We start from the raw sequence: 23,167 nt of genomic DNA on the forward strand, positions 1-23,167 counted from the left end.
GGGCTTCTCCACGACCTGTTAACCCGCGGATTGGATGAAAACGGGGAACTACGCGACCCGGTAGCTCATCCGGAGCAGTTTAAGGATTCGCCGTTGGGTAGAATACCGATAGGATGGGATTGTGTTACAATCCAAACAATAGCAGCCGACAGGCCCCATGCAATTGTAGATGGTCCATTTGGAAGTAATTTAAAATCCATACACTACAAAGAGCAAGGAGTTCCGGTAATTCAAAGTGGATTTGTAACTACTGGTAAATTTATAGCTAATTCTTATGTTTATGTTGACACTTCCTTATTCCTTGCCCAAAAGAGAAGTGCAGTGGAACCAGGGGATATCGTTATGGCAAAAATAGGAGCCCAATGCGGTTCTTGTGCTATTTTACCAAGTGACCATCCAATCGGGGTTTTAGCCGGAAATGCACTTAAGATTTCCGTGGATAACAATAAATGCCGTACTGCTTATTTAGATTTGCTACTTAAGTACTATTACGATACAGGCAAAATAAACCTTATTAAAACCGAAACTGCCCAGCCTGCTATCAGTTTAAAAAGTCTAAAAGCAATGTTGATTCCTGTTCCATCCACATTGGAAGAACAGGATAATATTGTATCCGTAATGAGTTCACTTGAAAATCAGATCAATACTGAAGAACGTTATCTCGGTAAACTTATAAAGCTTAAATCCGGCCTCATGCACGATCTTTTAACCGGAAAAGTAAGGGTACCCTTGGACGAGGAGGGGGAGTAATGGATCTATTTGATGTCGACCGTCTAACAGAGTACGAGCTGGTGGAGAAACCGTTCATTAATCAACTGGTGAAAATGGGCTGGGAACATCTTGAGGGAGATATCGACATTCCTTATTTGACCGAGCGTGAGAATTTCCACCAGGTTCTCCTGCTTCCTCGTTTGCGGGAAGCATTGCGCAGGATCAACCTGGATGATGAGGGTAATCCCTGGTTGGATGATGCGCGCATTGACACCATGATCCGCCGCCTGGAAAGCCTGGGGCCGTTGCAGCTTATGGAGGCCAATGAGCGAGTTACTGAACTGCTGCTCAAAGGGACCGAGGTAGAAGGTTTGCCGGATTGGGACGGTGGGCGGGGGCAGATTTGCCGCTATATTGATTTTCGCCACCCGGAGAAGAACGATTTTTTGGTCATTAACCAGTTCCGGGTTGACCCGCCCTGGGTGGTCGGCAATAAGGGCTTTATTGTTCCGGATCTGGTGCTCTTTGTCAACGGCATCCCCCTAGTGGTGGTGGAATGTAAGAATCCCGAGCGGCCCGATCCCATGAATGAGGCCATTGAACAACTTCTCAGATATTCCAACCAGCGCCAAAGAGGTGGGGAGCCCGAAGGGGCCGAGCGCCTATTTCACTATAACCAGCTTATGATTGCCACCTATCGTTATGAGGCTCGGGTAGGAGCCATTGGGGCGTCCCCGGAATTTTTTGCTCCCTGGAGAGATACCAGTCCGGTACCCCAGGATGAGGTGCGAGCTGAGCTGGGGGTCGATTCTTTGAACGCCCAGGAGTTATTGGTGGCGGGGATGCTACGGCCTACCCATTTATTGGATATTATACGGAATTTTATCGTATTCAAGAAAGAAGGACATCGAACGACCAAGCTCGTCTGCCGTTACCAGCAATTTAGAGCGGTACATAAGGCTATCCAGCGATTGCTGACCGGCCAGACAAGGAACCGACACGGGACAAAGGACCAGCGTGGTGGTATCGTTTGGCATTATCAGGGCTCGGGCAAGAGCTTGACTATGGTTTTTCTGGTGCGCAAGCTACGGACCTACCAAGAGCTAAGGAACTTTAAGGTGGTGATAGTCACCGACCGCACCGATCTGGAGGAACAACTGGAAAAGACGGCGGCCCTTACCGGGGAAACTATCTATAAGGCTAACAATATTAAGGAACTTTTTAGCTTACTAAGAAGAAACAGTCCAGATCTGGTTTTTGGTATGATTCAAAAAATGCAGGTACTTGATGAGGATGCGGAAATTATTGAGTTTAATCCCCAAAAGTTTTTGGAACAGGAGCGGGCTGCCCTGAAGGCGCAGGAAGAACGTGAGGCCACAGTTTTTGCTGAGGCGGTCGGCGAGGTCATAGCCGAAGCGGAACAAGAACCGCAAGGTAAGACCATGAAGCTACGGCTGCCTACTAAAAAAATGGAAGTGCTCAATGCCTCTGAAGAAATCGTGGTTATAGTGGACGAAGCTCACCGCTCACATAGCAATGTCCTGCATCAAAACCTAATAGCGGCCTTACCTAACGCCGCCCTGATTGGTTTTACCGGTACCCCGATTCTAATGGGAGACAGGCCAAAAACCGAGGAAATTTTCGGCTCCTTTATTGATAAGTATCCCATGAAAGATGCAGAGGCGGACGGGGTGATCGTTCCTGTCAAGTATGAAGGCCGCACAACAAAAGGGGCCGTAGACAGCCCCAGCACCCTCGACCAGCTTTTTGAAGACCTATTCAGTGATCGTACACCAGAGGAGATCGAGGCCATCAAGAAGAAATATGCCACCACCACGGCGGTTATGGAATCTGAAAAGCTTATCCGGGCCAAAGCAGCCAACATGCTCCGCCACTATGTGGATCAGGTCCTACCCAACGGGTTCAAGGCTCAGGTGGTGGCTTCGAGTCGTCTTGCCGTGGCTAGATATTATGACGCCTTTCAGGATGCCCACCGGGAATTGTTGAAGGAATTGGCCGCCTTTCAGGATTCTTACCTGGAACTTACCGACGAGCAAATTCAAAAGTACGACAGAGATACCCAGTTCCTTATCCGCGCCAAACGACACGAGGAAACAATTAGGCGGCTGGAATTTGCCGGCGTGTTCTCCCCCAAACAGAATCAGCCTTCTGATTGGGATAAATTTACTGACAAACAAAAACAGCAGGCCAACATCATACGTTTTAAGAAACCCTTGGTTCACCCAGATCCCGCAGTCCAGGATGGCTTGGCTTTCCTCATCGTCAAAGATATGCTCATCACAGGTTTTGATGCACCCAATGAGCAGGTTCTGTATCTGGACCGCTTTATGCAAGGGCATCAACTTCTCCAGGCCATAGCCCGGGTTAACCGAACCTTTGGCGGTAAAAAATGCGGGTATGTGGTGGATTATTGTGGGATCGGTACCCATCTGAAGGAGGCTCTGGATGTATACAGCGGGGAAGATGTGGAAGGAGTGCTCCCCAAAATTGAGGACGAATTGCCCCTTCTAACTGAACGGCACCGCCTGGTCTTAGATGTCTTCCATAGCAGGGGTATCTCTGATATCAGGGACATCGATGCCTGTGTGGATTTGTTGAGTGATCTGAAGATACGGGCGGAATTTATTCAAAGGTTTAAGAGCTTTCTGGAGAGCATGGACCTGTTTGTGTACCGGCCCGAGGGGCAACCTTACATGAACGACATGAAAATTCTGGCCTTCATCAACCAGGCTGCGGCCAACGTTTATCGTGACCGTATCTTAAACCTGGTGGGGTGCAGCGACAAAGTAAGAAGCCTTCTTGATCGGTATCTGGTTTCCAGGGGTATCGACCCTAAAATACCGCCGATATCAGTTACTGATGAAGACTTTCCGAAGGTAGTGGGTGAGAAAAAGACAAGCAAGGCCCGGGCCTCAACTATGGTCCATGCTTTGCGCCAATATATCAGGGAGCATGAGGATGATGACCCGGTTTATTACCAGAAACTTAGCGAGCACCTGGAGAATATCTTACACAAGTTTGCTGAACATTGGGATGAACTTGAGCAGTATATGAAAGACCTGGTAAATCGGGTCCGGGCCGGGCGGCCCGACGATGGTACCGGTCTCGATCCCCGGACGGAAAAGCCGTTCCTGGGCGTTTTGGAGAAAGAGGGCTTCGGCGGTGTTGATCTTGGCCAGGAAAAGCGTTTGCAGTTGGCCAGGCATGTACGAACTATGTTAGATACTATCCGGGAACACATCAGCTATACCGATTTCTGGAGAGCTCCTGCGCTACAAAACAATCTGCGCCGCTGGTTGATTGAGTATCTTGATGAGAATGACGTGGTCCCGTACGATTGCCTGGAAAAGACGGTTGATGCCCTGCTGGCCCAGGCACGAAAACGCCACTCCCTTCTGGTAAAGCGATAAGACATCTTAAAGCTGATCGGGTGAGAATTAATTTCGAAAGAAATACTACGGAAATTACGGGAGGTTCAATATGGAGCTTCAGGGACTGGGGGATAAAGTATTACAGTTGAATGATTTGGTATTTGAAATACAACGCAGCCAGCGCAAAAGCCTGGCCCTAGTTGTGGAGAGGGACGGCAGGTTGACAGTCAAAGCTCCAGTCGAATGTCCGGACAAAGATATTTACAGGTTCGTGGAAAAGAAGAACCTCTGGTTGTATTTAAAGCTGAAGGAAAAGGAAAGGTTGGTCCGGAAAAAAGCCACGGCGAAGGAATTCGTACCTGGAGAAGGTTTTCTTTTTCTGGGCCAAAGTTATCGTTTACGCCTGGTAAACCCCGGGGAGAATGACCGGCAGAGGGAATCCCGAGGTGTTCGTTTTGGCCAGGAGACGGCCCAGGACTTTAAACATGGTGTTGGCGGTAACGCAAATAAGCAAAAAAAACTGCCTCCTCTTGTATTACGAGGGGGCTGGTTTGAGCTTCTGGCCAGCGAAGTGGATCGCGGCCGGGATCATTTCATCAACTGGTACAAATGCAAGGGCCTGGAGTGGATAGATAAGGACCTTGAGTATTATTCGCGGCGTATCGGGGTTGATAAGCCTACAGTTAAAATTCGAGAGTTGGGCTATCGCTGGGGTTCCTGCAGTCGCAAGGGGGTCATTAATCTTAACTGGCGCATCTTCATGGCTCCTCCTGCTGTCGTCCGTTATGTGCTGGTTCACGAATTAGTTCATTTGTTGGAGCCACGCCATAACCAAGCCTTTTGGGAGCGGGTAGAGATGGCTATGCCAGATTACCGCGAACACAAGCAATGGCTAGATGAAAATGGGGCAAGTTTAGATATTTAGTTGTTTGAGTATAGGATTCTTATATATTATGCAGGAAAACATTTAGCGGCAAAGTATTAGGGTTCAATAAAAGAAGGGACGACTATTTGTGGTTAATAGCATATTGAAATACGTGAAGATCTATGCAACTTTTAGTGATTTATTTGGTAGAAAGTTTGATAAACAGGAACTTATTAGCTTTATCAAGTCCCTTCCCTTGGGGGGGTTACTAAACATTTTGTCCCAGATAACGTCTTTACCCCTTAATGATAATCGGATTAGAGAACATTTCATTTCGTTTATTGAATCAATAGATGAAAATAATCACGTTGCCATAAGAGATCGTCTACAAAACCGTATGTTATATAGTCACCAGGGCTTATTAACTGTCTGGAAATGGTTACTAGCTTATGGTGACAAAAATAAATTAGGAAGTGGGGTTGAGATAAGAAGGGGCATAAATATTCTAATTTATTTATGCCTGATTGTTTCCGACTATTTATACGAAAGCGACGGTAACCCTGTTAATATTGAATATGAAATGTTAAGAAATGCTGCTTTTAATTCGCAGCAGGATATGTATTCTTCTATTGGAAGGGCTGCATATGTGTATATAGAATTGGCGCAGAATAAGCTTTTATTTAACGAGAAGGAGTACGTTGATTTCAATACGGAATTTAATAAGCATTATGGCTGCACGTTAGAAGAGTATCTTGCAGCGGTATGTGCTTTGTTTGCGCTATTTATGAATAAAGATTATGAGATTCGTCCCGTTTGGAGTAAGAACTTAGAAGAAGTTTTTTCCAAGACTGCTTTATCCAAAGATATCATTAAACCCCTTCTAGTTGAGTTTGATGATGCTAGCGAATGGGCAAGGCAGACTTTAGACTCCCCCTGGAATTTTTTATTATTCAAAGACAAGCCTCTCCTTCTTATTGATAAGAAGATTTTTTTGCCTATCATGGTTAAGTTTGTTCAGGAGCAAGTTTTTATTGGTCTCTTTCATAAAATCGCTTATTGCTACCAAGATAATCGGTTCTTAAGATTTATTGGGAGACCGTTTGAAATTTATCTTAGATTATTAATGCAGGAGGCTGTTAAGCAATCGCCCATTCCATACGAAGTTGTGCCAGAATTTCGATACGGTAAAGGGGGAGGCAAAAGGTCTCCTGAGATTATGTTGAAGTTAGGAGACAATCTACTTGTCGTTGAGGGAAAAGCCAGAAGAATGAAATTAAGCTCGCTAGTTGATGGGGACCCCACTTCAGTTGATAAAGATATGTCGAAGATGGTAATCGAGCCCATCAGACAGATGCATTCTCGTTTATTAGAACTATTTCAGCTGCCAGGTATACCCATTAACCTATCTAATGTAAAGAATATATATTTAATGGGCGTGACCCTGGAGAACTTTCCCACACTGCTTCCTTTTGAAAATAAAATACAGCAAACGATTAATCAATACTTCGAGTTACCAATCGATGCATATTTCCATGTAGATATTGAGGAATTTGAATTGCTATGCTATCTAATTAGTCGTAAGAACGGTCGCCCTATTTTCCGCATTTTAGAAAATAAAGCGAAGCTGTATCCTAACATAACTTTCAAAAACTTTCTCCACATTAGTTCCTTGCCTATGCGCAGACCAGACTTTATTAATTGTAAAAGCCAGCAATTACTTAATAAAATTTTAAGGATAATATTCCCGGATACTAATGTTTGACGACTAATGCATAATTATAGCAAAAAATTAAACCACTATAAGATCAATTCGTCTAGCAATTTGTTAAAATCTGATAGGCTCATTAAGAATGTAACATTATATTAACCAACCTCAATAATGTCCAAAACGAACGTTAGCTGCTAGTAGCCGCAGCAAGTTTCAGTATCAGAGCCGTCTCTGTTACCTCCGGCTCTGCTGTTCCAGTGTGGAAACGTATGCCCCCCCTTACTCCGCGGCCCTATGAGCCGCTTCTGGAGAGGGCGGGATAGGGTTCTATATATTTTAAGCTGAACCAGCCTAACAAAAAGCTCAAGGGTTAGGCCGAGTAGGTTTTTTGTCTCTTTATACTTTAACTAGGATTATGGGTTTTCAGGGTAGAGCAAAATTGTGGTTGGTGATGTTATGTCAGGCAAAAAAATTAAGGATAATTATTCTTTTAAAGAAATGGAATTTAATTTACAAGGATTTAAAAGCTTGAAGGCAATATACAAGTTGGCATACTTTTTTGGTTTTAAGAATGAAAGCATCAAAAAGAGTTTTGAAGAACTACAAGAGATAGACAAAAAATTTAAACAACTACAGGAAATACCAGATAAATTTAACCAATATTTTGCTCAACGTGGATGGATTGCATATGAATCTATGAACTTTGATATTATGGCTGAAGCAGTAAAATTTGCTGAAGAAGGTAAAATGGACAAAGCTGAAGAGGTTTTGATTAACTATTATGATAATAAAGAAAACCTCCTTTTTATGATTTCTAGACTAAAAGGTATAGAAGAATTTCAACCTAGAATAAGACTTATTCATAAAGCATTAGATGACTATATTGCGGGCAGATATCATGCATGTATACCGGTTGTGCTTATGATGATTGATGGTTTTGTTAACGACATTGAGCAAAAAGGATTTTTTGCAACTGGCATTGATTTAAATGTTTGGGATTCGATAGCAGCCCATGATAGCGGCTTAAATACATTGACTAAAATTCTAGGAGAATCAAGAAAAAAGACAAGCACTGATGAAATATATCTTCCATATAGGCATGGCATCTTGCATGGGCGTGATTTAGGATATGACAACAAAATAATTGCTCTTAAAACATGGGCAACTTTATTTGCACTCGGTGATTGGGCAAGAGCTGTTAAAAGTGGGAAAAAAGGGATAAATAAAGAATTTAAAGCACCTACTATTAAAGAATCAATTCAATCAATCAAAGATTCTTTAGAACAATATAACCAGATACAGAATGAGAAAAAACTAATTGAACAATGGGAACCGCGAACACTTAATGTTAATGCTGATTTCCCGGAAAAAGGGCAGGTCTCCGATTACCAAGAGGGGAGCCCGGAGAAAACATTAGTAGAATATTTTGAGTATCTTTTTAAAGGTAATTATGGCAAAATGGCACTTTTAACTACAAAGCTTTTTCCCTCAGATGATTCTATAAAAAAACTAGCAGGAGAAATAAGAAAGATTTTTCAGGGAAAAAGATTGATTGACTTTAAATTTATATCGGTAGAAGATAGAGCACCTGCGATTACAGAAATAAAGGTCAAATTGACATTTGAAAAGAAAAATACAGATAAAGTTACTATTGAGCATTCTTTTAGGTTAATCTATGTAGATAATAACTGTAAGCCATTAACTAGGAATTCCAATCGTGGAGCGTGGAGAATTATGTTGAACTTTAATGATATCGAATTTATTTAACATTTAACTATGAATTTTATAGTAACCATAAAATAATTAACCTATTATCGGCAAGTAAGGCGTTGTCCCCGATTTCGTAGAATTTAAAGGTAGTGGCCACTTGCCCCTGGGTAATATAACAGGGGTGGGAAAAACATTAAGAGGCTAAAAATATTTCCAAACGATTAACAGCACAAACTGCCATGTTGATGGAGGTGATAAGCCAAAGTAGTTTACAGGGGACTCGGGTGACTATTTGCAGGCGATGCAGAAAAAAGAAGGAAGAACAAATATCTTGTCGAAGAATCTATCAGCGGAGCGAAACAGCAAGCCGGGTTAAAGGCTGCAGCCCGGCGGTAGGCTGCGGCCATCACCCTGACTTGCTGTAAAAATATCTAAAGCAAAATTGTGAGAAGTACGAGATGCAAAACAATGTAAAACCCATGCATCATCTATTTCTGGGATTAGGAATTATTCTCTGCGATCAGATAATCAAATTGACGGCCAGATATATGATTCCCCAGCCAATAACCATTTTGGAAGGCATAAGCTTCGGGCCAGCAGTTAATCCCTTTTGCCCCTTTGGCCCCTCTTTCGCAGGCCGAATTTTACTTTTCGCAATAATAATTGTCTGTGTATTCTACCTTGCAAGGTATAATCCACCCCATAAAGATTTCAGATTATACTTGGGGACGGGGCTGGCTGCCGGCGGCGCCATTAGCAACGGCCTATCCTGGCTGATACAGGGATACGTCGTAGATTACATACTACTGCCTAATCTTGGGGTTGCCGCCAATTTAGCAGATATTGCTTTATTTACCGGTATTGTCTTTATTTGTTTCGGCATAGCACGGGAAGTCCGTTCCTGGCTGGAAGAAAAGCAATATTCCATCTCCAGAATACTTCGCGACAAGAAAGGGGCCGTTTTACCGTTAACCCTTATTGTCATAGTTATACTGTCATTCCTTATCACAGCTATTTATTCTCTGGTCCTAACTAACTACAAAAATGCAACCTATTGGGATAACAAAACCAAAGCCCTTTACCTGGCCGAGTCGGGGATTAATGATGCCCTCTATCACCTTATCGAAAAAGGCGAACAGCCGGCACAGATCAACAGCGACCCTGCGGTAATGGGCAGCGACGCTTCTTACAGCGTCCAGCTCATTCCCGCAGGAAGCGACAAGTTAAAAATAACATCTACGGGCACGTACCGGGGTGTCAAAAATACGGCAAGCCTGATGGTCTACTATGTGGGTGAGACTTTGTTCCCCCAGGCTATAGTGGACTTGAGCGCCCAACCCGAGGAAGATGGCTATTATGAAGGTTACCAGTATCCAGCGATAACATTCAATCTACCCGCTGTCCCACCGGCCCTGAACCCGGAAACGTTAAACCCCGGGCAGGGTGTGGGGCCCGGCGACCACTGTTTTACCAGCTTTGAGTTGCAAAACAACAAAAGCACCACTATCACCGGCCCAGCGAACATATATGTGACCGGAGATTTCCAGCTCGACAATAATGCCGGCCTTACAGTCAACGGCCAGGTCACATTTTACATCTCAAGAGACCTGCATCTGGAAAACAACAGCAGCTTAAACCTTTTGGGGATGACAACGTGGTATATCGGCAACGATGCCTCATTCCAAAACGGCGTTACTTTAACCCAAATGCAACCGGCAGTCTTTTACATTAAAGGCGATTTAGACGCGGGCAATAACTGTCGTCTGGGAACCATACCGGCGGCCAACCTGCTCTTTTATCTGACGACCGACAAAAGCCATGACGTGGATGTAAACAACAATGCCGCCATTAAAGCCGGCCTGTTTAATGCGACTGGCCAGGTTAATATTGGCAATAACGCCACAATAAATGGTGGTGTAGTAGGCCAGCAGGTAAGTTTAAAAAACCATGCAGCTATTAACTATGATGAAAGCTTGAAGAACGTCGGTGGCGGGAGCAATGGCACCTGGAAAATCCAGGCCGGTTCTTGGGCGGGGGAATAATTATATGCGATGCGGACGAAAGCAGGACGGCTTTACCCTTGTAGAAATGGTGATTGCGGTTTCTTTGCTTATAATTGTGCTCGTACCTTTTATGGGGGCGCTGACCAATGGCATCATGATGCTTTACCGCGGCCGCGACAGGTCTGTCGCCAGTTACCTCCTCCAGCAGCGGGCGGAGGAAATTAAAGCTGCTGGATATGACAACCTGCCTGTTGGCGAGACGGCTTATCCTAACTATGGCGGGAGCGCGTGGACGCTTAAACAAAATGTCAGCACGATAAATTCAATGCCGGGCCAGTGTGGGAGCGCTGTGGTAAAAAAAGTTACGCTGGAACTGGATAAGAACGGTAACATGGTTGATTCTCTGACTTTTCTCCTCTATAAAGGGGGGATTTGATGCTACGAGAGCATTTAAGGGATAGCAAGGGTTTTACCTTAGTAGAAGTTATGGTTGTTGTCGCTATTATCGGGCTAATCGCGATTCCTATCTATGATATCTATCTCCGCGGCTGGCAGGCTAACACCAAGGCTTTTAGACAGACAAACACTCAGGACGCAGCAGTGAAGGTGATGGAAGAAATCTGCGACGGATTTACGAATAATGGCGCTAGGGTTGAAGGGATAAGGGGCGCCGGGGCGGTTACATTTGATTCGCCGGATTACAGCAGGTTCGCCTATCTGGCAGGAACAAGCGTTGTCAGCTATTATTTAAATGATGGTGTACTTTATAGAAGCGTACATCCAGACAACGGGTCAGTAGTCATTAATGAAACCGGCGGGGTGCAAATAGCTGGAAACGTAAAGAATTTCATGGTAAAACCTGATAGCGGGAAGCTGGTCAGCATAACTTTAGAAATAGGCCAGGGCAGCGATGTAAATACAAAAAGCGACATTACTTTGGCTACCAAAATACTACCACGGAACCTGGCAAGCAGAGAATGAAGGACGATATTCTTCTTCGTGAGCAGAACCTCTCTCAAAAATGCGGAGATAGATTATGCAAAATTTTTGACCCAACAACCGATTTGGGTGCATACATACTGGGTATACTTTGGGGTGCCTTCTCCATATCCGATGAAGGCTATTGGCTCCGCCACCGCGACAGATGGTATATCGAAGTGGTTAAACAGTATTTTAGAATAGCATCTTGCGGGCATGAAAGCCATTCAAACACTGGTACACAGTGGCGGCTGAAAATAACCCGCGCGGCAGACGTGGCCGCCGTGAAAACCATTCTAGAACGCTACGGCTGGACGCCCAGGAAGGCCCCGGAGAGGCCGTACCCGCACGGCCCTTTAGACGACCGGGGCTTCGTACGGGCGTGGGTCGAGCTGCACGGAAGCGCGGATGTAACTCGGATCGGGCGGAAGAGGACGTTGACGCCCAGGCTGAGGGTGTACGGGAACAGGGTGCTTATGGACGATATAAACCGCGTTATAGCTACCGGTACAGGGCTGCCCCTACGGACGTTGCAGAAAACGGTGAATGAAGCCACGGTGGCGCTTTACTACTATGGAAAGAGCTTCCGGACCGTGGTGGATTGGCTCTACGCTGGAGCAGAGCTGTACAACCTGTTGGTAAGGGCGAGGTTCGAAGGAGTTTTACGGGGAAATGAAAACATATAAAGCACTTAATAAAGAATGGATTTATAGTTTATGTGAATCACAAACTGTAATAAGAGCAGTACGCTTATAATTTTCCGAGTTAATCTCAACAGCCCTGGCTCACGCCAGGGCTGTTCTTTTCCGGTGCCATTTTTCGACCGGAGGAGATGATTCAATGCAAGAAGCGGAACCCACTGTCAAGAAACTTGAGACTGACGATTTGCCCCCCGTGCTCACCGTGCCTGAAGTGGCGAGGCTTTTAAGGATAGGACGGGCGGCGGCGTATGAGCTCGCTAACAGAAAGGATTTTCCGACAATAAGAATCGGTCGCACCATCCGTATCCCCCGTGAAGCGTTGCTCCGGTGGATGGAAAAAACCTGCGAAGAGAATTCCGCCGCTGGGGTAGAAAAGATTATCCCTTTGAAATTGAAAAAGTCAGTGAGATGATCCTCAAAAGCATTGCGAATCCTTGCAGGAACCCCCCTTCATTCTGACTACTATTTTGACTACTACCCGTACTACTACCGGGGGATAATTAGAAATCACGAGGCATCACTAGATGAGATGAAAAATCTCCCGAAGCCTTGAAAATGCTGACTTCGCATCACCATGGATAACAGCGGATCACGTGAGAGCACGTACTGAAAAATGCGATCTTATATCTCTTAATCAGCGGGTCGTGGGTTCGAAGCCTACCTGGCGCACCAGGAAAAATTAAGTCCCGCAAAAGTTTGCGGGACTTAATTTTTATCTACCTTACTAACACACGGCGAATCTGTCTACAAATCGCCGTCCGTTAACTATGGCCAGCTAATATTCAGAAAGCCTTGTAAAACCAATTTAAATCTAAACCCACCGCCAGTAATAATTAACTAAATTTTAATTTTCCCCTTGCATTTTTCTCCTCCAGGTGTTATCCTGAAGACAGGATGGTGTATACAAAACACCGGAGGAGGCGGGGGTTATGGATTACCTGCTGACCTGGATTAACGGGGAAGAGGTAGATTACCGGTTTGTCAGCGCTCAGGAGTTACAAAAGGTCCTGGCTGCTGAAGAAGAAAAACAAAACTGCATCGTTGTCCCGTTACATTAGGCACCCCGATCCGGCATGAGCCGGCTTTTATTTTTTCTTAAACCATGGTACTCTATAAAAAACATTAACAGGAAGGAACTCCTGATAACGGTAACACCCTCTTCAGGCAAATAATGAAAGAGGACGTGATTAACTTGGCCCTCCCCTATAACCTGGATGTCACCCTGGACCTGGCCCGTAAGGAACTGGAGCAAGGCAACCCCCGGGAAATAGCCGTCAATAAGGGGGCTACCTGGGATGGGGAAAAAAAGGTGTTAATCCTGCCCTCTTTAAGTGACGTATTTCACATATCCTGCCCCGGCGGGACCATCAGTACCAGTGACGGTAGCAGCGTCGACCCGCGGGTGCAGGTTTTAATCCTCCACTACCTGGTGGGACCGGCAGTTGCCCTTAAGGGTGAATGGATTTCCTTTAAGGAATTACCCGGCGGCCATCTTTACCAGCAACCCTTTTTTGGCCGGGCCGTCTTGCCCCTGGTCCGCACCTTCGGCCAGGATCCCGCCGGCCTCCTCCAGGCCGCCCGGCCCCTTGGTGGCCGGCCAGTAAACCATGGAGATGCTGCCGTTGAACTTTATCCCTTTCCTAGCCTGCCGATAAGGCTGGTTATCTGGGCCGGCGATGAAGAAATTCCCCCCAGCGGGACTATCCTTTTCGACGCTTCCGCGGCGGCAATCCTGGCCACGGAAGATTACGCCGTCCTGGCTGAATACCTCGTCAAACGTTTAAAAAGCCAGGCGAGGGAGTCGAAGTAGCTATCAAGCATGTAGTCAGCATCAGTTTGGGTACTAATAGCAGGGATTACCAGGTAAAGCTGAACTGCGGCCAGGAGACAATCCTCCTGGAGCGGCGCGGCTGCAATGGCCGCCTAGACCTGGCAGCCCGCCTTCTTAAAAAACTGGATGGACGGGTGGATGCCCTGGGGCTTGGTGGCGCCAATTTTAACTACCACCTGGGTTTGCGGTGTTATCCCTGCCCGGCAGGCCGGTATTTAGCCCGCCAGGTTAAAGAGACCCCCCTGGTGGATGGCTCAGGCTGGAAACAATGGATAGAGCCCCGGGCCATAAGCCGGCTGGCTTTTTTACCCACCGGTAGCAGGGCGCTGGTAGTTTCCGTCCTGGACCGCTTCTGGCTGGCTCGGGCTTTACAGGCAAGCGGCTATCCCGTCCTGGCGGGGGATGCCGCTTTTGGTTTAAAACTTCCCCTGGGTTTTCCTTTATCAACTTTCATGATCCTGGGTTATTTAACCATGCCCCTCCTGGCCCGTTTACCGTTGGCCTACCTTTACCCCCTGGGCCTTGACCAGGAAAAATCTCATCCCCGTTACCGCCATCTCTTCGCCAGGGTAAAAATTATTGCCGGGGACTGGCATTTTATCCGTCATCATTTACCTCTTTCTCTGGCCGGCAAGGTAATTATTACCAGCGGCACTACGCCTGCCGACCAGGAACTCCTGCGCCGGCGCGGGGCCGCCTGGCTTCTGGCAACAACGCCTGTCATCGATGGTCTCAGCCCGGCGGCCAATGCCATGGAAGCCATTATGGTGGCCCTGGGGGCTGCAGCGCCCCAGTACCCGGCTCTGGCCGGGAAGTTAGGCTGGTTGCCCTCCCTTTACTGCCTGCACAAATAAAAGGTAATCCCCCCTTGCCAGGCCTGCCAGGGGCAAATACCACCTCTACGAATTAGTAGTCATTTCTCTCCCTTCCTGGCAATAGGATATAACAGGAACGGGGAGAGAAATAATGGCTGTCACCAGTGGCAACCCTACGATCTGCCGGATTAATTGCAAGCCCAGGCACGCCGGGGAGAGAAAAACGATTGCCTATTACCTGGACCTGACCCGGAAGCGCATACCCACCTGTGCCGGCATCAATCTGGAAGGTAATGAGTTGGCTATCCAGGGCCTGGGCTATGACGGCCGCTGCGCCTTCTGCCGCTATTTTCGAAAAGCCTTACAAAACCGCGGTATTCGTTTTAGTTGCACCTGTCCCTTTGAAGTCCAGGATAATAGCTGTACCTGGCGGGTTAAAATAGGTAGCGTCTTTTTTCACCAGGACCTCCTTGAAGATGAAGAAAAATACCTATCCTACCTGCGCCGGGTAGAAAATGACCCCCGGGATCTGGAAGCCCGGCTGGCCCTGGGAGTCATCCATGAATACCATGGCCGTTTTGCCCCGGCTCTAGCCAGTTACTGGGCCGCCCATGACCTGGATCCGGAAGACACCTTCATCAAGGAACGCCTCCAGGATATTCTATCATTATTACAGCAACTATTATCAACCTCAGGACAGCAGCAAAACTGAGGTTTTACCAGTTTAAGGAAGCATATTCAAACCGGCGGCCTTCCGTGTCCCAGCACGGAAGGCTTGCACCCGTCCTGTCCCTGTGGCAATATATAGATAGCCAGAAAAAGGGGACGGGAATAAGCCATGAATTTGAAAACTATCGGCGAGTTTGGCCTCATCGAACGCCTGAAAGCCGGAGCTGTAGTTGTCCCGGATAAGGTCATTATGGGTATCGGTGATGATGCTGCGGTTTTAAAAGGAGAAAGAGGTTACCTGACCCTGGCCTCTACGGACATGCTGGTGGAAGATATCCACTTTACCCTGGCCACGGCTACGGCCCGGGAAATAGGCTACAAAACCATGGCGGTAAATGTGAGCGATATTGCCGCCATGGGTGGTATACCAGAACAGGCCCTTATTTCCCTGGGTTTAAGGCCGGAGCAGCCGGTGGAGTTTGTGGACGAGCTTTACGCGGGCTTACGGGAATGCGGCCAGCGTTTTGGGGTCAATATAATCGGCGGCGATACCGTATCTTCCCCCCGGGCCATGGTTATAAATCTGGCCATCCTGGGGCGGGTAGAAGAGGGAGCCTGTCTCTACCGCAGCGGCGCCCGGCCGGGGGATGTCCTGCTGGTAACGGGCGATCTCGGCGGGTCGGCTGCCGGCTTGGATACCCTGCTCTCACCGCGCCCGGCTCCAACGGAGGCCGTGGCCTTCGCCCGGGAACGCCACTTCCGGCCCACCCCCAGGGTAGCTGAAATTCGTGCCGCCCTGCCAGCAGGGGGAATAACGGCAGCCGATGATATCAGCGATGGCCTGGTAGCTGAAATATATACCCTTGCCCAGGCCTCTGGTGTAGGCATTACCCTGGAAGCCGCTGCCGTGCCCATCGCCCCGGCCACCAGGCAGCTGGCCGCTATTTACCAAAAAGATCCTCTGGATTATGCCCTCTACGGAGGTGAAGATTTCGAGCTCCTCCTCACCTGCCGGCCGGACAAAGTAGCTGCCGTCCAGAAAGCCATAGCCGAAGCCTGCCAGACCCCCGTGACCCCCATCGGCAATGTGGTTCCGGCCGCTGAGGGTATTACCATTATCATTGAGGGAAAGAGATTGCCTTTAAACCCCGGTGGTTATAATCATTTCCGGTAATAGTTAAAAAGTTGTGCTCTTGCTGTTCAGGGTAGTTTGTGGGAGCGCCAGGGCAAGCTATAGCCAGGAAGATGGATTGAAAGTTTTGTAGGCAGGACTTGCAAGCTGCCCTTATTACCTGGTAATATAAGGAGGTAGGGAATAATAAGGGGGATAGATTAATTGAGTGAAGATATTAAAGCCAGGCTGGCCGACCTTGAAGCCAGGCGCGCAGTAATTTTAGCCGGCGGCGGTGAGGAACGCATCGCCAGGCAGCATGCTGCCGGCAAGCTAACGGCCCGCGAAAGAATCGAATTATTGCTGGACCCGGGCAGTTTCCTGGAACTGGACCAATTTGTCCGCCACCGGGCCACAGATTTTGGCATGCAAAATATAGAAACACCAGGGGAAGGGGTAGTTACTGGCTCCGGTACCATCAACGGCCGCCAGGTTTATGTCTATGCCCAGGATTTTACCGTCATGGGCGGCTCTTTAGGGGAAATGCATGCCGCCAAAATCTGTAAAGTTTTGGACCTGGCCTTGAAGACAGGGGTGCCAATTATTGGTTTAAATGACTCCGGCGGTGCCCGCATCCAGGAAGGGGTGGCGGCCCTCAATGGTTATGGGGAAATCTTCCGCCGCAATACCCATGCTTCCGGCGTTATCCCCCAGATTGCCGCCATTATGGGACCCTGTGCCGGCGGTGCCGTCTATTCGCCAGGGTTAATGGACTTTATTTTCATGGTCAATCATACGGCCCAAATGTTCATTACCGGGCCCCAGGTCATCAAAGCCGTTACCGGCGAAGAGGTAACGCCGGAAGAGCTGGGCGGGGCTGCCACCCATGCCATGAAAAGCGGGGTAGCCCATTTCTATACTCCTACAGAAGAAGATTGTCTGCATTTAATCCGAACCTTGCTCGGCTACCTCCCGGGTAACAACCTGGAAGATCCGCCCTATGTACCCAGCCATGACCCGGTTGACCGGCAGTGCCCCAATTTACGCAATCAGGTCCCCGTCGATCCCAATAAACCCTATGACGTCAAAGAAATAATCCACGGGGTGGTAGATGACGGCCTGTTTCTGGAAATCCAGGCTCAATTTGCAACCAATATAGTTATCGGCCTGGCCCGCCTGGGCGGGTATACTATAGGTATTGTTGCCAATCAACCCCGGCACCTGGCCGGCTGCCTGGATATCAATGCTGCCGATAAAGCCGCTCGTTTCGTCCGCTTCTGTGACGCATTCAACATTCCTCTGCTTTCCCTGGTCGATACCCCCGGTTATTTACCCGGAGTCGACCAGGAGCAGGGCGGCATTATCCGCCACGGGGCCAAACTGCTGTATGCCTTTGCCGAAGCCGTCGTTCCGAAAATAACCCTGGTCTTGCGCAAGGCTTACGGCGGTGCCTACCTGGCCATGTGTTCGCGCTCCCTGGGGGCTGATCATGTGGTAGCTTGGCCGACGGCGGAAATTGCCGTCATGGGTCCCGAAGGGGCGGCAAATATTATCTTCCGCCAGGAAATCAGCCAGGCCGCCGATCCGCCTGAGGTACGCCGGCAAAAAATAGCCGAATACCGGGAGAAATTTGCCAACCCCTATGTAGCCGCCGGCCTGGGCCTGGTGGATGCCGTCATTGACCCGGCTCTCACTCGCCGGCATCTAGTCCAGGTCCTGTTAACTTTACTTAATAAAAGGGAAAGCCGCCCGGCTAAGAAACACGGTAATTTTCCCGTTTAACTGTATTTATTTTCAGGGCAGGTGATATTTTGTGGTCGTTTCTTACCAGCAAATTGTTTTAGATAAAGCAGTTGCCCCGGAAATCGTCGCCGCCATTACCGCTGCCATAGCTGTATATATGTCGGCGGAAACCGGTTGGCAAATCACGGCCATCCGGCCTTTGAACAGGAACACCAGACGCTGGGTCCTGGCCGGGCGGCAGGAGCTAATGCATAGTTCGCTGGCGTTAGTAAGGAGGCGGATGGCCGGTTGAAGCGTCATTTTCAGGTTACTGTTAATGGGGAAACTTTTAGCGTCGAAGTGGAGGAGGTAGGTGGGGCACTTGATCATTTACGCCCGGCAATGAAAGCTCCCGTGAAGAAAACGCCTCCTCTCTACCAGGCCGGCCTTTCCCCGCGACCCCCCTTACCCCAGGATAACCGCACTGTTACATCGCCTTTACCGGGTACGGTAGTAGAAGTAAGGGTTAAACCGGGGCAGAAAGTAGCTGCCGGTCAGGTCCTGCTCATTATCGAAGCCATGAAAATGGAAAATGAAATCCAGGCTCCAGCCGGGGGAGTTGTCCAGGAGGTCCTGGTCCAGACCGGTAGTAACGTAGCCAGCGGCCAGCCCCTGGTTAGACTGGGCTAATCAGCCCCGCAAAAGGAAGTGCTGGGAAGTGCTACCTCATACTTATGTCGTCCTGGATGTAGAGACAACCGGCCTGGACCCAAACCAGGACCAGATCATTGAGATTGCCGCCGTCCGCCTGGAGAAAGGCCAGATAACCGGCCAGTTGCATACCCTGGTCAATCCCGGCCGGCCGATACCGCCCTATATCCAGAAGCTCACCGGTATCAATGACGCCATGGTCCGCGAAGCCCCCCGTTTGACAGAAATCCTCCCCGGTTTGCTGGATTTTATGAGTGAGGCTATTCCCGCCGGTCATAATGGCAGTTTCGACCTGGCTTTTTTAAACCGGGCACTGGGTACTACTGCCTGGCACCGCCCCTTGCTGGATACCTTAACCTTGAGCCGTATACTCTATCCCTGCCTGCCATCCTACCGGCTGGAGTTTTTAAGCCAAAAATTTTCCCTGGAAGTAACCGAACACCACCGCGCCCTGGGAGACGTACTGGCCACCGTCCAGCTGCTGCATACCCTCTGGCGGGCTACCCTGGCCCTGGATAAGCATCTATTAACCAGCCTGCTCAAGCTGGCTCCGGCCGGCCTGCAGCCCTGGTTTCAGGCAGCCCTGGCCGCCGAATCCATCCCGGCGGCCCCGGCCGAGGTGGCCGCCACCGGGCTCTTTGCCCTGGAGGAACTTCAGGCATCACCGCCGGTAATTCCCGACTTCAGCCCGGACGAAATAGCCGCCCTCCTGGCTCCAGGGGGCCTGCTGGCCAGTAAACTCCCCGGTTATGAATACCGCCCCCAGCAGGCAGAGATGCTCAAAGCCGTAGCTACGGCTTTGAGCAGGAATCAATATCTCATTGTTGAAGCCGGAACAGGTACGGGCAAATCCCTGGCCTATCTCCTGCCGGCCATTTACTGGGCCTGCCGCCAGGGCAGGAGAGTAGCCATTGCCACCCATACTATAAACCTCCAGGAACAACTCTGGCATAAAGACTTGCCCCTCTTAAAGGAAATCCTTCCTATCCCCTTCAAGGCCGCCCTGGCCAAGGGGCGCAATAACTACCTCTGCCGGCGTAAACTCAGGGATTACCAGCATAACCCCCCTCCAGGGGAAGAAGAACGCCATTTTATTCTCAGGGTACTGCGCTGGCTCAAGCTGACTACTTCCGGAGACTGGAGCGAAATGAAGCTGAAACCGGAAGAGGAATCTTTGAAGCTTGCCCTGGCCGCTGATAAAGACACCTGTGCCGGTAACAGCTGTCCCTTTAATGACAGCTGTTTTGTCAATGCTGCCCGGCGGGAGGCTGAAGCTGCTAATATCTTGATTTTAAATCATTCCCTGCTTTTAAGTGATGTCCGCTTAAACAACCAGGTTCTGCCCGATTATCCCTATCTCATTATTGATGAAGCCCATCACCTGGAAGAAGCGGCCACCGAACACCTGGGCATTTCGGTCCGGCAGGCCAGTTGTGACTTTTTTCTCCAGCGCCTGGGAGGTAGAAGTAGTAACTTTAGCTTTTTAGGACGGGCCTGGAACCTTGCTCGCCGTTTAACCGGGGAAGGAAACGCCGAACTGTTGCCCCTGCTTGAAGATTTGGAAGGTACCGTTGTCCGGGTTCATCATGAATGGCAAGCCTTCTGGGATGGCCTGGCGCAATTAAGTGCGGCGGCCCTGTGGGAAAATAGTAACTCCACTTTACGCTTCACGGCCCGCTTGAAGGAAACGCCGGCCTGGGACACCTTGCTAAGCATCTTTGGTCACCTGGAGGAGACGCTGAACAGCCTGGCCGGTCGCCTGGGTCGCCTGGCGGAATTGCTTTACGCTGCCGGTGCTGAAGAAATGGCGGCTGATGCCACCAACCTGGGCAACATCTTTGCCCAGTACAGCCATGATCTGGGGGAAATTCTCGAAGCCGACCCGGAAGCATACGTTAGCTGGCTGGAAAAAAATAATGCCGGCCAGTATACGTTACGTTTGGCCCCCCTGGAAGTTGGGCCTTTACTGGCAGAACTGCTCATTGCCCGAAAAGAAGCCGTAATTTTAACCTCGGCTACTATAACTGTTGATAATACCTTTGATTTTTACCAGCAACAGGTGGGATTAACGGAGTTACCTCCCGGGCAGATCACTACCTGCCAGGTGGCCTCGCCCTTTGACTACCGTTCCCAGGCCCTGGTGTGTACCGTCAGGGGCCTCCCAAACCCCGGCCAGCTTAATGACAGTGCTTACGCCGCAGCTATTGCGCCGGTGATAAAGCAGATTCTGCCTGCCGTGGGCGGTCGCACCCTGATCCTCTGTACCTCCCACCGTTTCTTGCGCGATATGTACAACATCTTGAGCACTATGCTGGCTGACAGCGATTTTAGCGTCCTGGCCCAGGGGATTGATGGCGGTCGTTCCCAGCTCCTGGAAGAATTCCGGCAAACACCCCGGGCTGTCCTCCTGGGGGCCAACAGTTACTGGGAAGGTATCGATCTTCCGGGGGATCTCCTGCGCTGCGTTATTATTCCCCGCCTGCCTTTTCCCTCTCCCGGCATGCCGACTCTGGCCGCTCGCATGGAACATCTGGCTGCTAAAGGAGGAAATCCCTTTACAACTTTAAGCTTGCCCCAGGCTGTAATCCGTTTCCGCCAGGGATTTGGTCGCCTGATCCGGAGTTCTACCGATCGCGGCGCCCTGGTAGTCCTCGACCAGCGCCTCCTATCCCAGCGCTACGGACGCCACTTCCTCCAATCCCTGCCGCCGGTTACCACAGCTGAAGTGACACCGGCTGAACTCCCTGCAAGGCTCGCAACCTGGTTTAACCCGCCTGCTCACACCTGATATGCACTTTTTAGTTGCCTCCTTAATACTATAATTAAAAAGAGGAACGACTCATGGCGGCGGACCACCGTGAGCCGAACGGGAGAAAGTAGGGGGTGCGACAAGCTTTGAATCCGAAACTGGCGTAGCCAGTTTCTACTAGTCTCCCACCCCTAACCTCCCACTTCCCACATCCATTTACGGAGGCAAGATTGGAGCGAGGTGAATGGCATGCGGGTTTACTTTATTCCTTTACCGTCCTTCTTGAAACGCCTGTTAAAAAAATTTTTACACCAGGAATGAGGGGGCAACCTCTCTTCTTTTTTAGCATAAAAGGCCGGTCCCACCATTACAATTAACCATGGAGGTGGGATTGAGAATGAGGCTTTGTAAATATTTCGCTTTGGGTTTAATTCTGGGAATCGTGCTGACCTGGGGGTGGTTTTCCTTTAGCGAAAAAAATAAGGCAGAACCTGCCCTGCCGGCCCTGGCTCCGGCCAGTCAACAGCCGGCACCCTTTGCTGTTATTTATAGCTTTTACCAGGCTCTGGCCGCAGGAAGGGAGGATCAGCTTTCCACCCTGGTCACCCGGGAGTTTGGCACTGCTCTGAAAAGTACCTCCCTGCTCCAGAGGTGGCAGCAACGCCGGCAGCAAGATCCGTCCCTGCGGTTCGTTTTTTTCTTGATCAAAGAACAGGAGGTAGATCTTAAAACTGGGATTGCCCGGGTGCGGGGAAGTGCCGAGTGGGTATCGTCACGGCAGGGTACCATTTCCGTTCCCCAAACAATTATCATTCTGAACGAGCAAGGTGTATGGAAAATACAGGATATCAAGGAGCAGGGGTAACAATGAATTTCATGCGTCCCAAAGAAAAACAGGCCCTATGGCCTGTCTATTTTACCCCACACGGGGGGCCGCGTTTCCGCTTGATCTTCGGCCTTGCATTCCTGGCAGGGGGGCTCCTCTGCTGGTTACTGGTAGCTTTCCGGCATTAAATTAACGGCCGGCCATGCCGGCTACCCCGCCCATGGCCCCGGCCAGGAGACAAAGCCCCAGCTTCTGGCCGGTAGCGCCAATGGTTAGAGGCCCTCCGGTCCAGCCCATAGTCAGGGTTACTATGAAAAAGAGCAAGCCTACCCCTAACCCCTGGACTAGCCCCCTGGCCGCGGCGATCCTTGCTGCCTGCAGCCCCCCAAAAAAGACGGCCAGGGCTACAGTAATACTGGCCAGCAAGGGTAACAGTCCCTCGGAAAGGGGGGTGAAATACAGCAGTAACCCCAGCAAGGTGGCCATACCCAGACCGGCTAACATGGCATAAAGTAACCCTGTCAAAACAGCCCGCAGCAAAATTTCCACCCCCGAACCCCATTCTTGTCTCACCTAAACCCTATGCCGGCCCCCTAAAGAAAATACCTGCTTCTTTATAATCCCAGAAGGTTTTTTTTAATGAACGTCGAAATCTAGGTAGGACA

The 23,167-nt window shown here is 49.3% G+C and carries 21 protein-coding genes; 20 read left to right on the forward strand and 1 reads right to left on the reverse strand.

From position 1 onward, the window contains the following. Window positions 1-30 precede the first annotated feature (30 nt). The 20 genes from FLZ89_RS14645 to FLZ89_RS14735 all read left to right on the forward strand — a co-directional run bounded on the left by FLZ89_RS14645 (window position 31) and on the right by FLZ89_RS14735 (window position 22,541). Window positions 31-750: a restriction endonuclease subunit S gene (locus FLZ89_RS14645; protein WP_172613651.1), complete on the forward strand. Its 720-nt coding sequence runs from the start codon at window positions 31-33 to the stop codon at window positions 748-750. Continuing rightward, window positions 750-4,142: a type I restriction endonuclease subunit R gene (locus FLZ89_RS14650; RefSeq protein WP_141264459.1), complete on the forward strand. Its 3,393-nt coding sequence runs from the start codon at window positions 750-752 to the stop codon at window positions 4,140-4,142. The genes FLZ89_RS14645 and FLZ89_RS14650 overlap by 1 nt, the downstream gene beginning before the upstream one ends. A 70-nt stretch (window positions 4,143-4,212) precedes the next feature. Further along, the gene (locus tag FLZ89_RS14655; protein ID WP_141264458.1) at window positions 4,213-5,028 is read left to right on the forward strand and encodes a M48 family metallopeptidase; all 816 of its coding nucleotides are present in this window, start codon (window positions 4,213-4,215) and stop codon (window positions 5,026-5,028) included. Window positions 5,029-5,131: 103 nt separating this feature from the next. Further along, window positions 5,132-6,730 (forward strand): hypothetical protein, encoded by a 1,599-nt coding sequence (locus FLZ89_RS14660; protein ID WP_141305203.1) that lies wholly within the window; start codon window positions 5,132-5,134, stop codon window positions 6,728-6,730. 387 nt (window positions 6,731-7,117) lie between these two features. Beyond that, on the forward strand, window positions 7,118-8,443 hold the full coding sequence (locus FLZ89_RS14665) for a zinc chelation protein SecC (RefSeq protein ID WP_141264456.1): 1,326 nt from the start codon (window positions 7,118-7,120) through the stop codon (window positions 8,441-8,443). Window positions 8,444-8,865: 422 nt separating this feature from the next. Further along, window positions 8,866-10,428, forward strand: coding sequence for a signal peptidase II (locus tag FLZ89_RS14670; RefSeq protein ID WP_256369539.1), 1,563 nt, complete (start codon window positions 8,866-8,868; stop codon window positions 10,426-10,428). 4 nt (window positions 10,429-10,432) lie between these two features. Next, window positions 10,433-10,825 carry a type IV pilus modification PilV family protein gene (locus FLZ89_RS14675; RefSeq protein ID WP_172613652.1) on the forward strand — a complete coding sequence of 131 codons (393 nt, stop codon included), beginning with the start codon at window positions 10,433-10,435 and terminating at the stop codon, window positions 10,823-10,825. Then, a complete protein-coding gene (locus FLZ89_RS14680; protein ID WP_141264453.1) occupies window positions 10,825-11,370 on the forward strand; it encodes a prepilin-type N-terminal cleavage/methylation domain-containing protein in 546 nt (181 codons plus the stop codon). Before FLZ89_RS14675 ends, FLZ89_RS14680 begins: the two co-directional genes overlap by 1 nt. Further along, window positions 11,367-12,053: a hypothetical protein gene (locus FLZ89_RS14685; RefSeq protein WP_141264452.1), complete on the forward strand. Its 687-nt coding sequence runs from the start codon at window positions 11,367-11,369 to the stop codon at window positions 12,051-12,053. The genes FLZ89_RS14680 and FLZ89_RS14685 overlap by 4 nt, the downstream gene beginning before the upstream one ends. A gap of 154 nt (window positions 12,054-12,207) precedes the next feature. Beyond that, window positions 12,208-12,480, forward strand: coding sequence for a helix-turn-helix domain-containing protein (locus FLZ89_RS14690; protein WP_141264451.1), 273 nt, complete (start codon window positions 12,208-12,210; stop codon window positions 12,478-12,480). Between the two features lie 517 nt (window positions 12,481-12,997). Beyond that, window positions 12,998-13,126, forward strand: coding sequence for a hypothetical protein (locus FLZ89_RS16335; protein WP_256369524.1), 129 nt, complete (start codon window positions 12,998-13,000; stop codon window positions 13,124-13,126). A 113-nt stretch (window positions 13,127-13,239) separates the two neighbouring features. Then, window positions 13,240-13,878 carry a DUF3786 domain-containing protein gene (locus tag FLZ89_RS14695; RefSeq protein WP_141264450.1) on the forward strand — a complete coding sequence of 213 codons (639 nt, stop codon included), beginning with the start codon at window positions 13,240-13,242 and terminating at the stop codon, window positions 13,876-13,878. Window positions 13,879-13,904: 26 nt separating this feature from the next. After that, window positions 13,905-14,753 carry a quinate 5-dehydrogenase gene (locus tag FLZ89_RS14700; RefSeq protein WP_141264449.1) on the forward strand — a complete coding sequence of 283 codons (849 nt, stop codon included), beginning with the start codon at window positions 13,905-13,907 and terminating at the stop codon, window positions 14,751-14,753. A gap of 112 nt (window positions 14,754-14,865) precedes the next feature. Further along, the gene (locus FLZ89_RS14705) at window positions 14,866-15,426 is read left to right on the forward strand and encodes a tetratricopeptide repeat protein (RefSeq protein ID WP_141264448.1); all 561 of its coding nucleotides are present in this window, start codon (window positions 14,866-14,868) and stop codon (window positions 15,424-15,426) included. A gap of 126 nt (window positions 15,427-15,552) precedes the next feature. Continuing rightward, window positions 15,553-16,557, forward strand: a complete 1,005-nt coding sequence (gene thiL / locus FLZ89_RS14710; RefSeq protein WP_141264447.1) for a thiamine-phosphate kinase — start codon at window positions 15,553-15,555, stop codon at window positions 16,555-16,557. A 162-nt stretch (window positions 16,558-16,719) separates the two neighbouring features. Continuing rightward, window positions 16,720-18,276 (forward strand): acyl-CoA carboxylase subunit beta, encoded by a 1,557-nt coding sequence (locus tag FLZ89_RS14715; RefSeq protein WP_141264446.1) that lies wholly within the window; start codon window positions 16,720-16,722, stop codon window positions 18,274-18,276. A 31-nt stretch (window positions 18,277-18,307) separates the two neighbouring features. Next, window positions 18,308-18,529: a hypothetical protein gene (locus FLZ89_RS14720; RefSeq protein ID WP_141264445.1), complete on the forward strand. Its 222-nt coding sequence runs from the start codon at window positions 18,308-18,310 to the stop codon at window positions 18,527-18,529. Then, window positions 18,526-18,906: a biotin/lipoyl-containing protein gene (locus FLZ89_RS14725; RefSeq protein ID WP_141305204.1), complete on the forward strand. Its 381-nt coding sequence runs from the start codon at window positions 18,526-18,528 to the stop codon at window positions 18,904-18,906. The genes FLZ89_RS14720 and FLZ89_RS14725 overlap by 4 nt, the downstream gene beginning before the upstream one ends. A gap of 28 nt (window positions 18,907-18,934) precedes the next feature. Further along, on the forward strand, window positions 18,935-21,715 hold the full coding sequence (locus FLZ89_RS14730) for a helicase C-terminal domain-containing protein (protein ID WP_141305205.1): 2,781 nt from the start codon (window positions 18,935-18,937) through the stop codon (window positions 21,713-21,715). A gap of 358 nt (window positions 21,716-22,073) precedes the next feature. Next, entirely contained in the window at window positions 22,074-22,541 is a 468-nt protein-coding gene (locus FLZ89_RS14735; protein WP_141264442.1) for a hypothetical protein, read from the forward strand. Between the two features lie 150 nt (window positions 22,542-22,691). Here the strand turns inward: FLZ89_RS14735 and FLZ89_RS14740 are convergent, their stop codons facing one another. Then, entirely contained in the window at window positions 22,692-23,051 is a 360-nt protein-coding gene (locus FLZ89_RS14740) for a TIGR04086 family membrane protein (protein ID WP_172613653.1), read from the reverse strand. Window positions 23,052-23,167 lie beyond the last annotated feature (116 nt).

Source organism: Moorella sp. E306M (assembly GCF_006538385.1).
Lineage (GTDB): Bacteria > Bacillota > DSM-521 > Neomoorellales > Neomoorellaceae > Neomoorella.

What these genes read in the sequence shown, in the direction of transcription:
- FLZ89_RS14650 (WP_141264459.1), top strand. Translation starts at nt 750, where the DNA reads ATGGATCTATTTGATGTCGACCGTCTAACAGAGTACGAGCTGGTGGAG.
- FLZ89_RS14655 (WP_141264458.1), top strand. Translation starts at nt 4,213, where the DNA reads ATGGAGCTTCAGGGACTGGGGGATAAAGTATTACAGTTGAATGATTTG.
- FLZ89_RS14670 (WP_256369539.1), top strand. Translation starts at nt 8,866, where the DNA reads ATGCATCATCTATTTCTGGGATTAGGAATTATTCTCTGCGATCAGATA.
- FLZ89_RS14675 (WP_172613652.1), top strand. Translation starts at nt 10,433, where the DNA reads ATGCGATGCGGACGAAAGCAGGACGGCTTTACCCTTGTAGAAATGGTG.
- FLZ89_RS14680 (WP_141264453.1), top strand. Translation starts at nt 10,825, where the DNA reads ATGCTACGAGAGCATTTAAGGGATAGCAAGGGTTTTACCTTAGTAGAA.
- FLZ89_RS14685 (WP_141264452.1), top strand. Translation starts at nt 11,367, where the DNA reads ATGAAGGACGATATTCTTCTTCGTGAGCAGAACCTCTCTCAAAAATGC.
- FLZ89_RS14690 (WP_141264451.1), top strand. Translation starts at nt 12,208, where the DNA reads ATGCAAGAAGCGGAACCCACTGTCAAGAAACTTGAGACTGACGATTTG.
- FLZ89_RS16335 (WP_256369524.1), top strand. Translation starts at nt 12,998, where the DNA reads ATGGATTACCTGCTGACCTGGATTAACGGGGAAGAGGTAGATTACCGG.
- FLZ89_RS14695 (WP_141264450.1), top strand. Translation starts at nt 13,240, where the DNA reads ATGAAAGAGGACGTGATTAACTTGGCCCTCCCCTATAACCTGGATGTC.
- FLZ89_RS14705 (WP_141264448.1), top strand. Translation starts at nt 14,866, where the DNA reads ATGGCTGTCACCAGTGGCAACCCTACGATCTGCCGGATTAATTGCAAG.
- thiL (WP_141264447.1), top strand. Translation starts at nt 15,553, where the DNA reads ATGAATTTGAAAACTATCGGCGAGTTTGGCCTCATCGAACGCCTGAAA.
- FLZ89_RS14735 (WP_141264442.1), top strand. Translation starts at nt 22,074, where the DNA reads ATGAGGCTTTGTAAATATTTCGCTTTGGGTTTAATTCTGGGAATCGTG.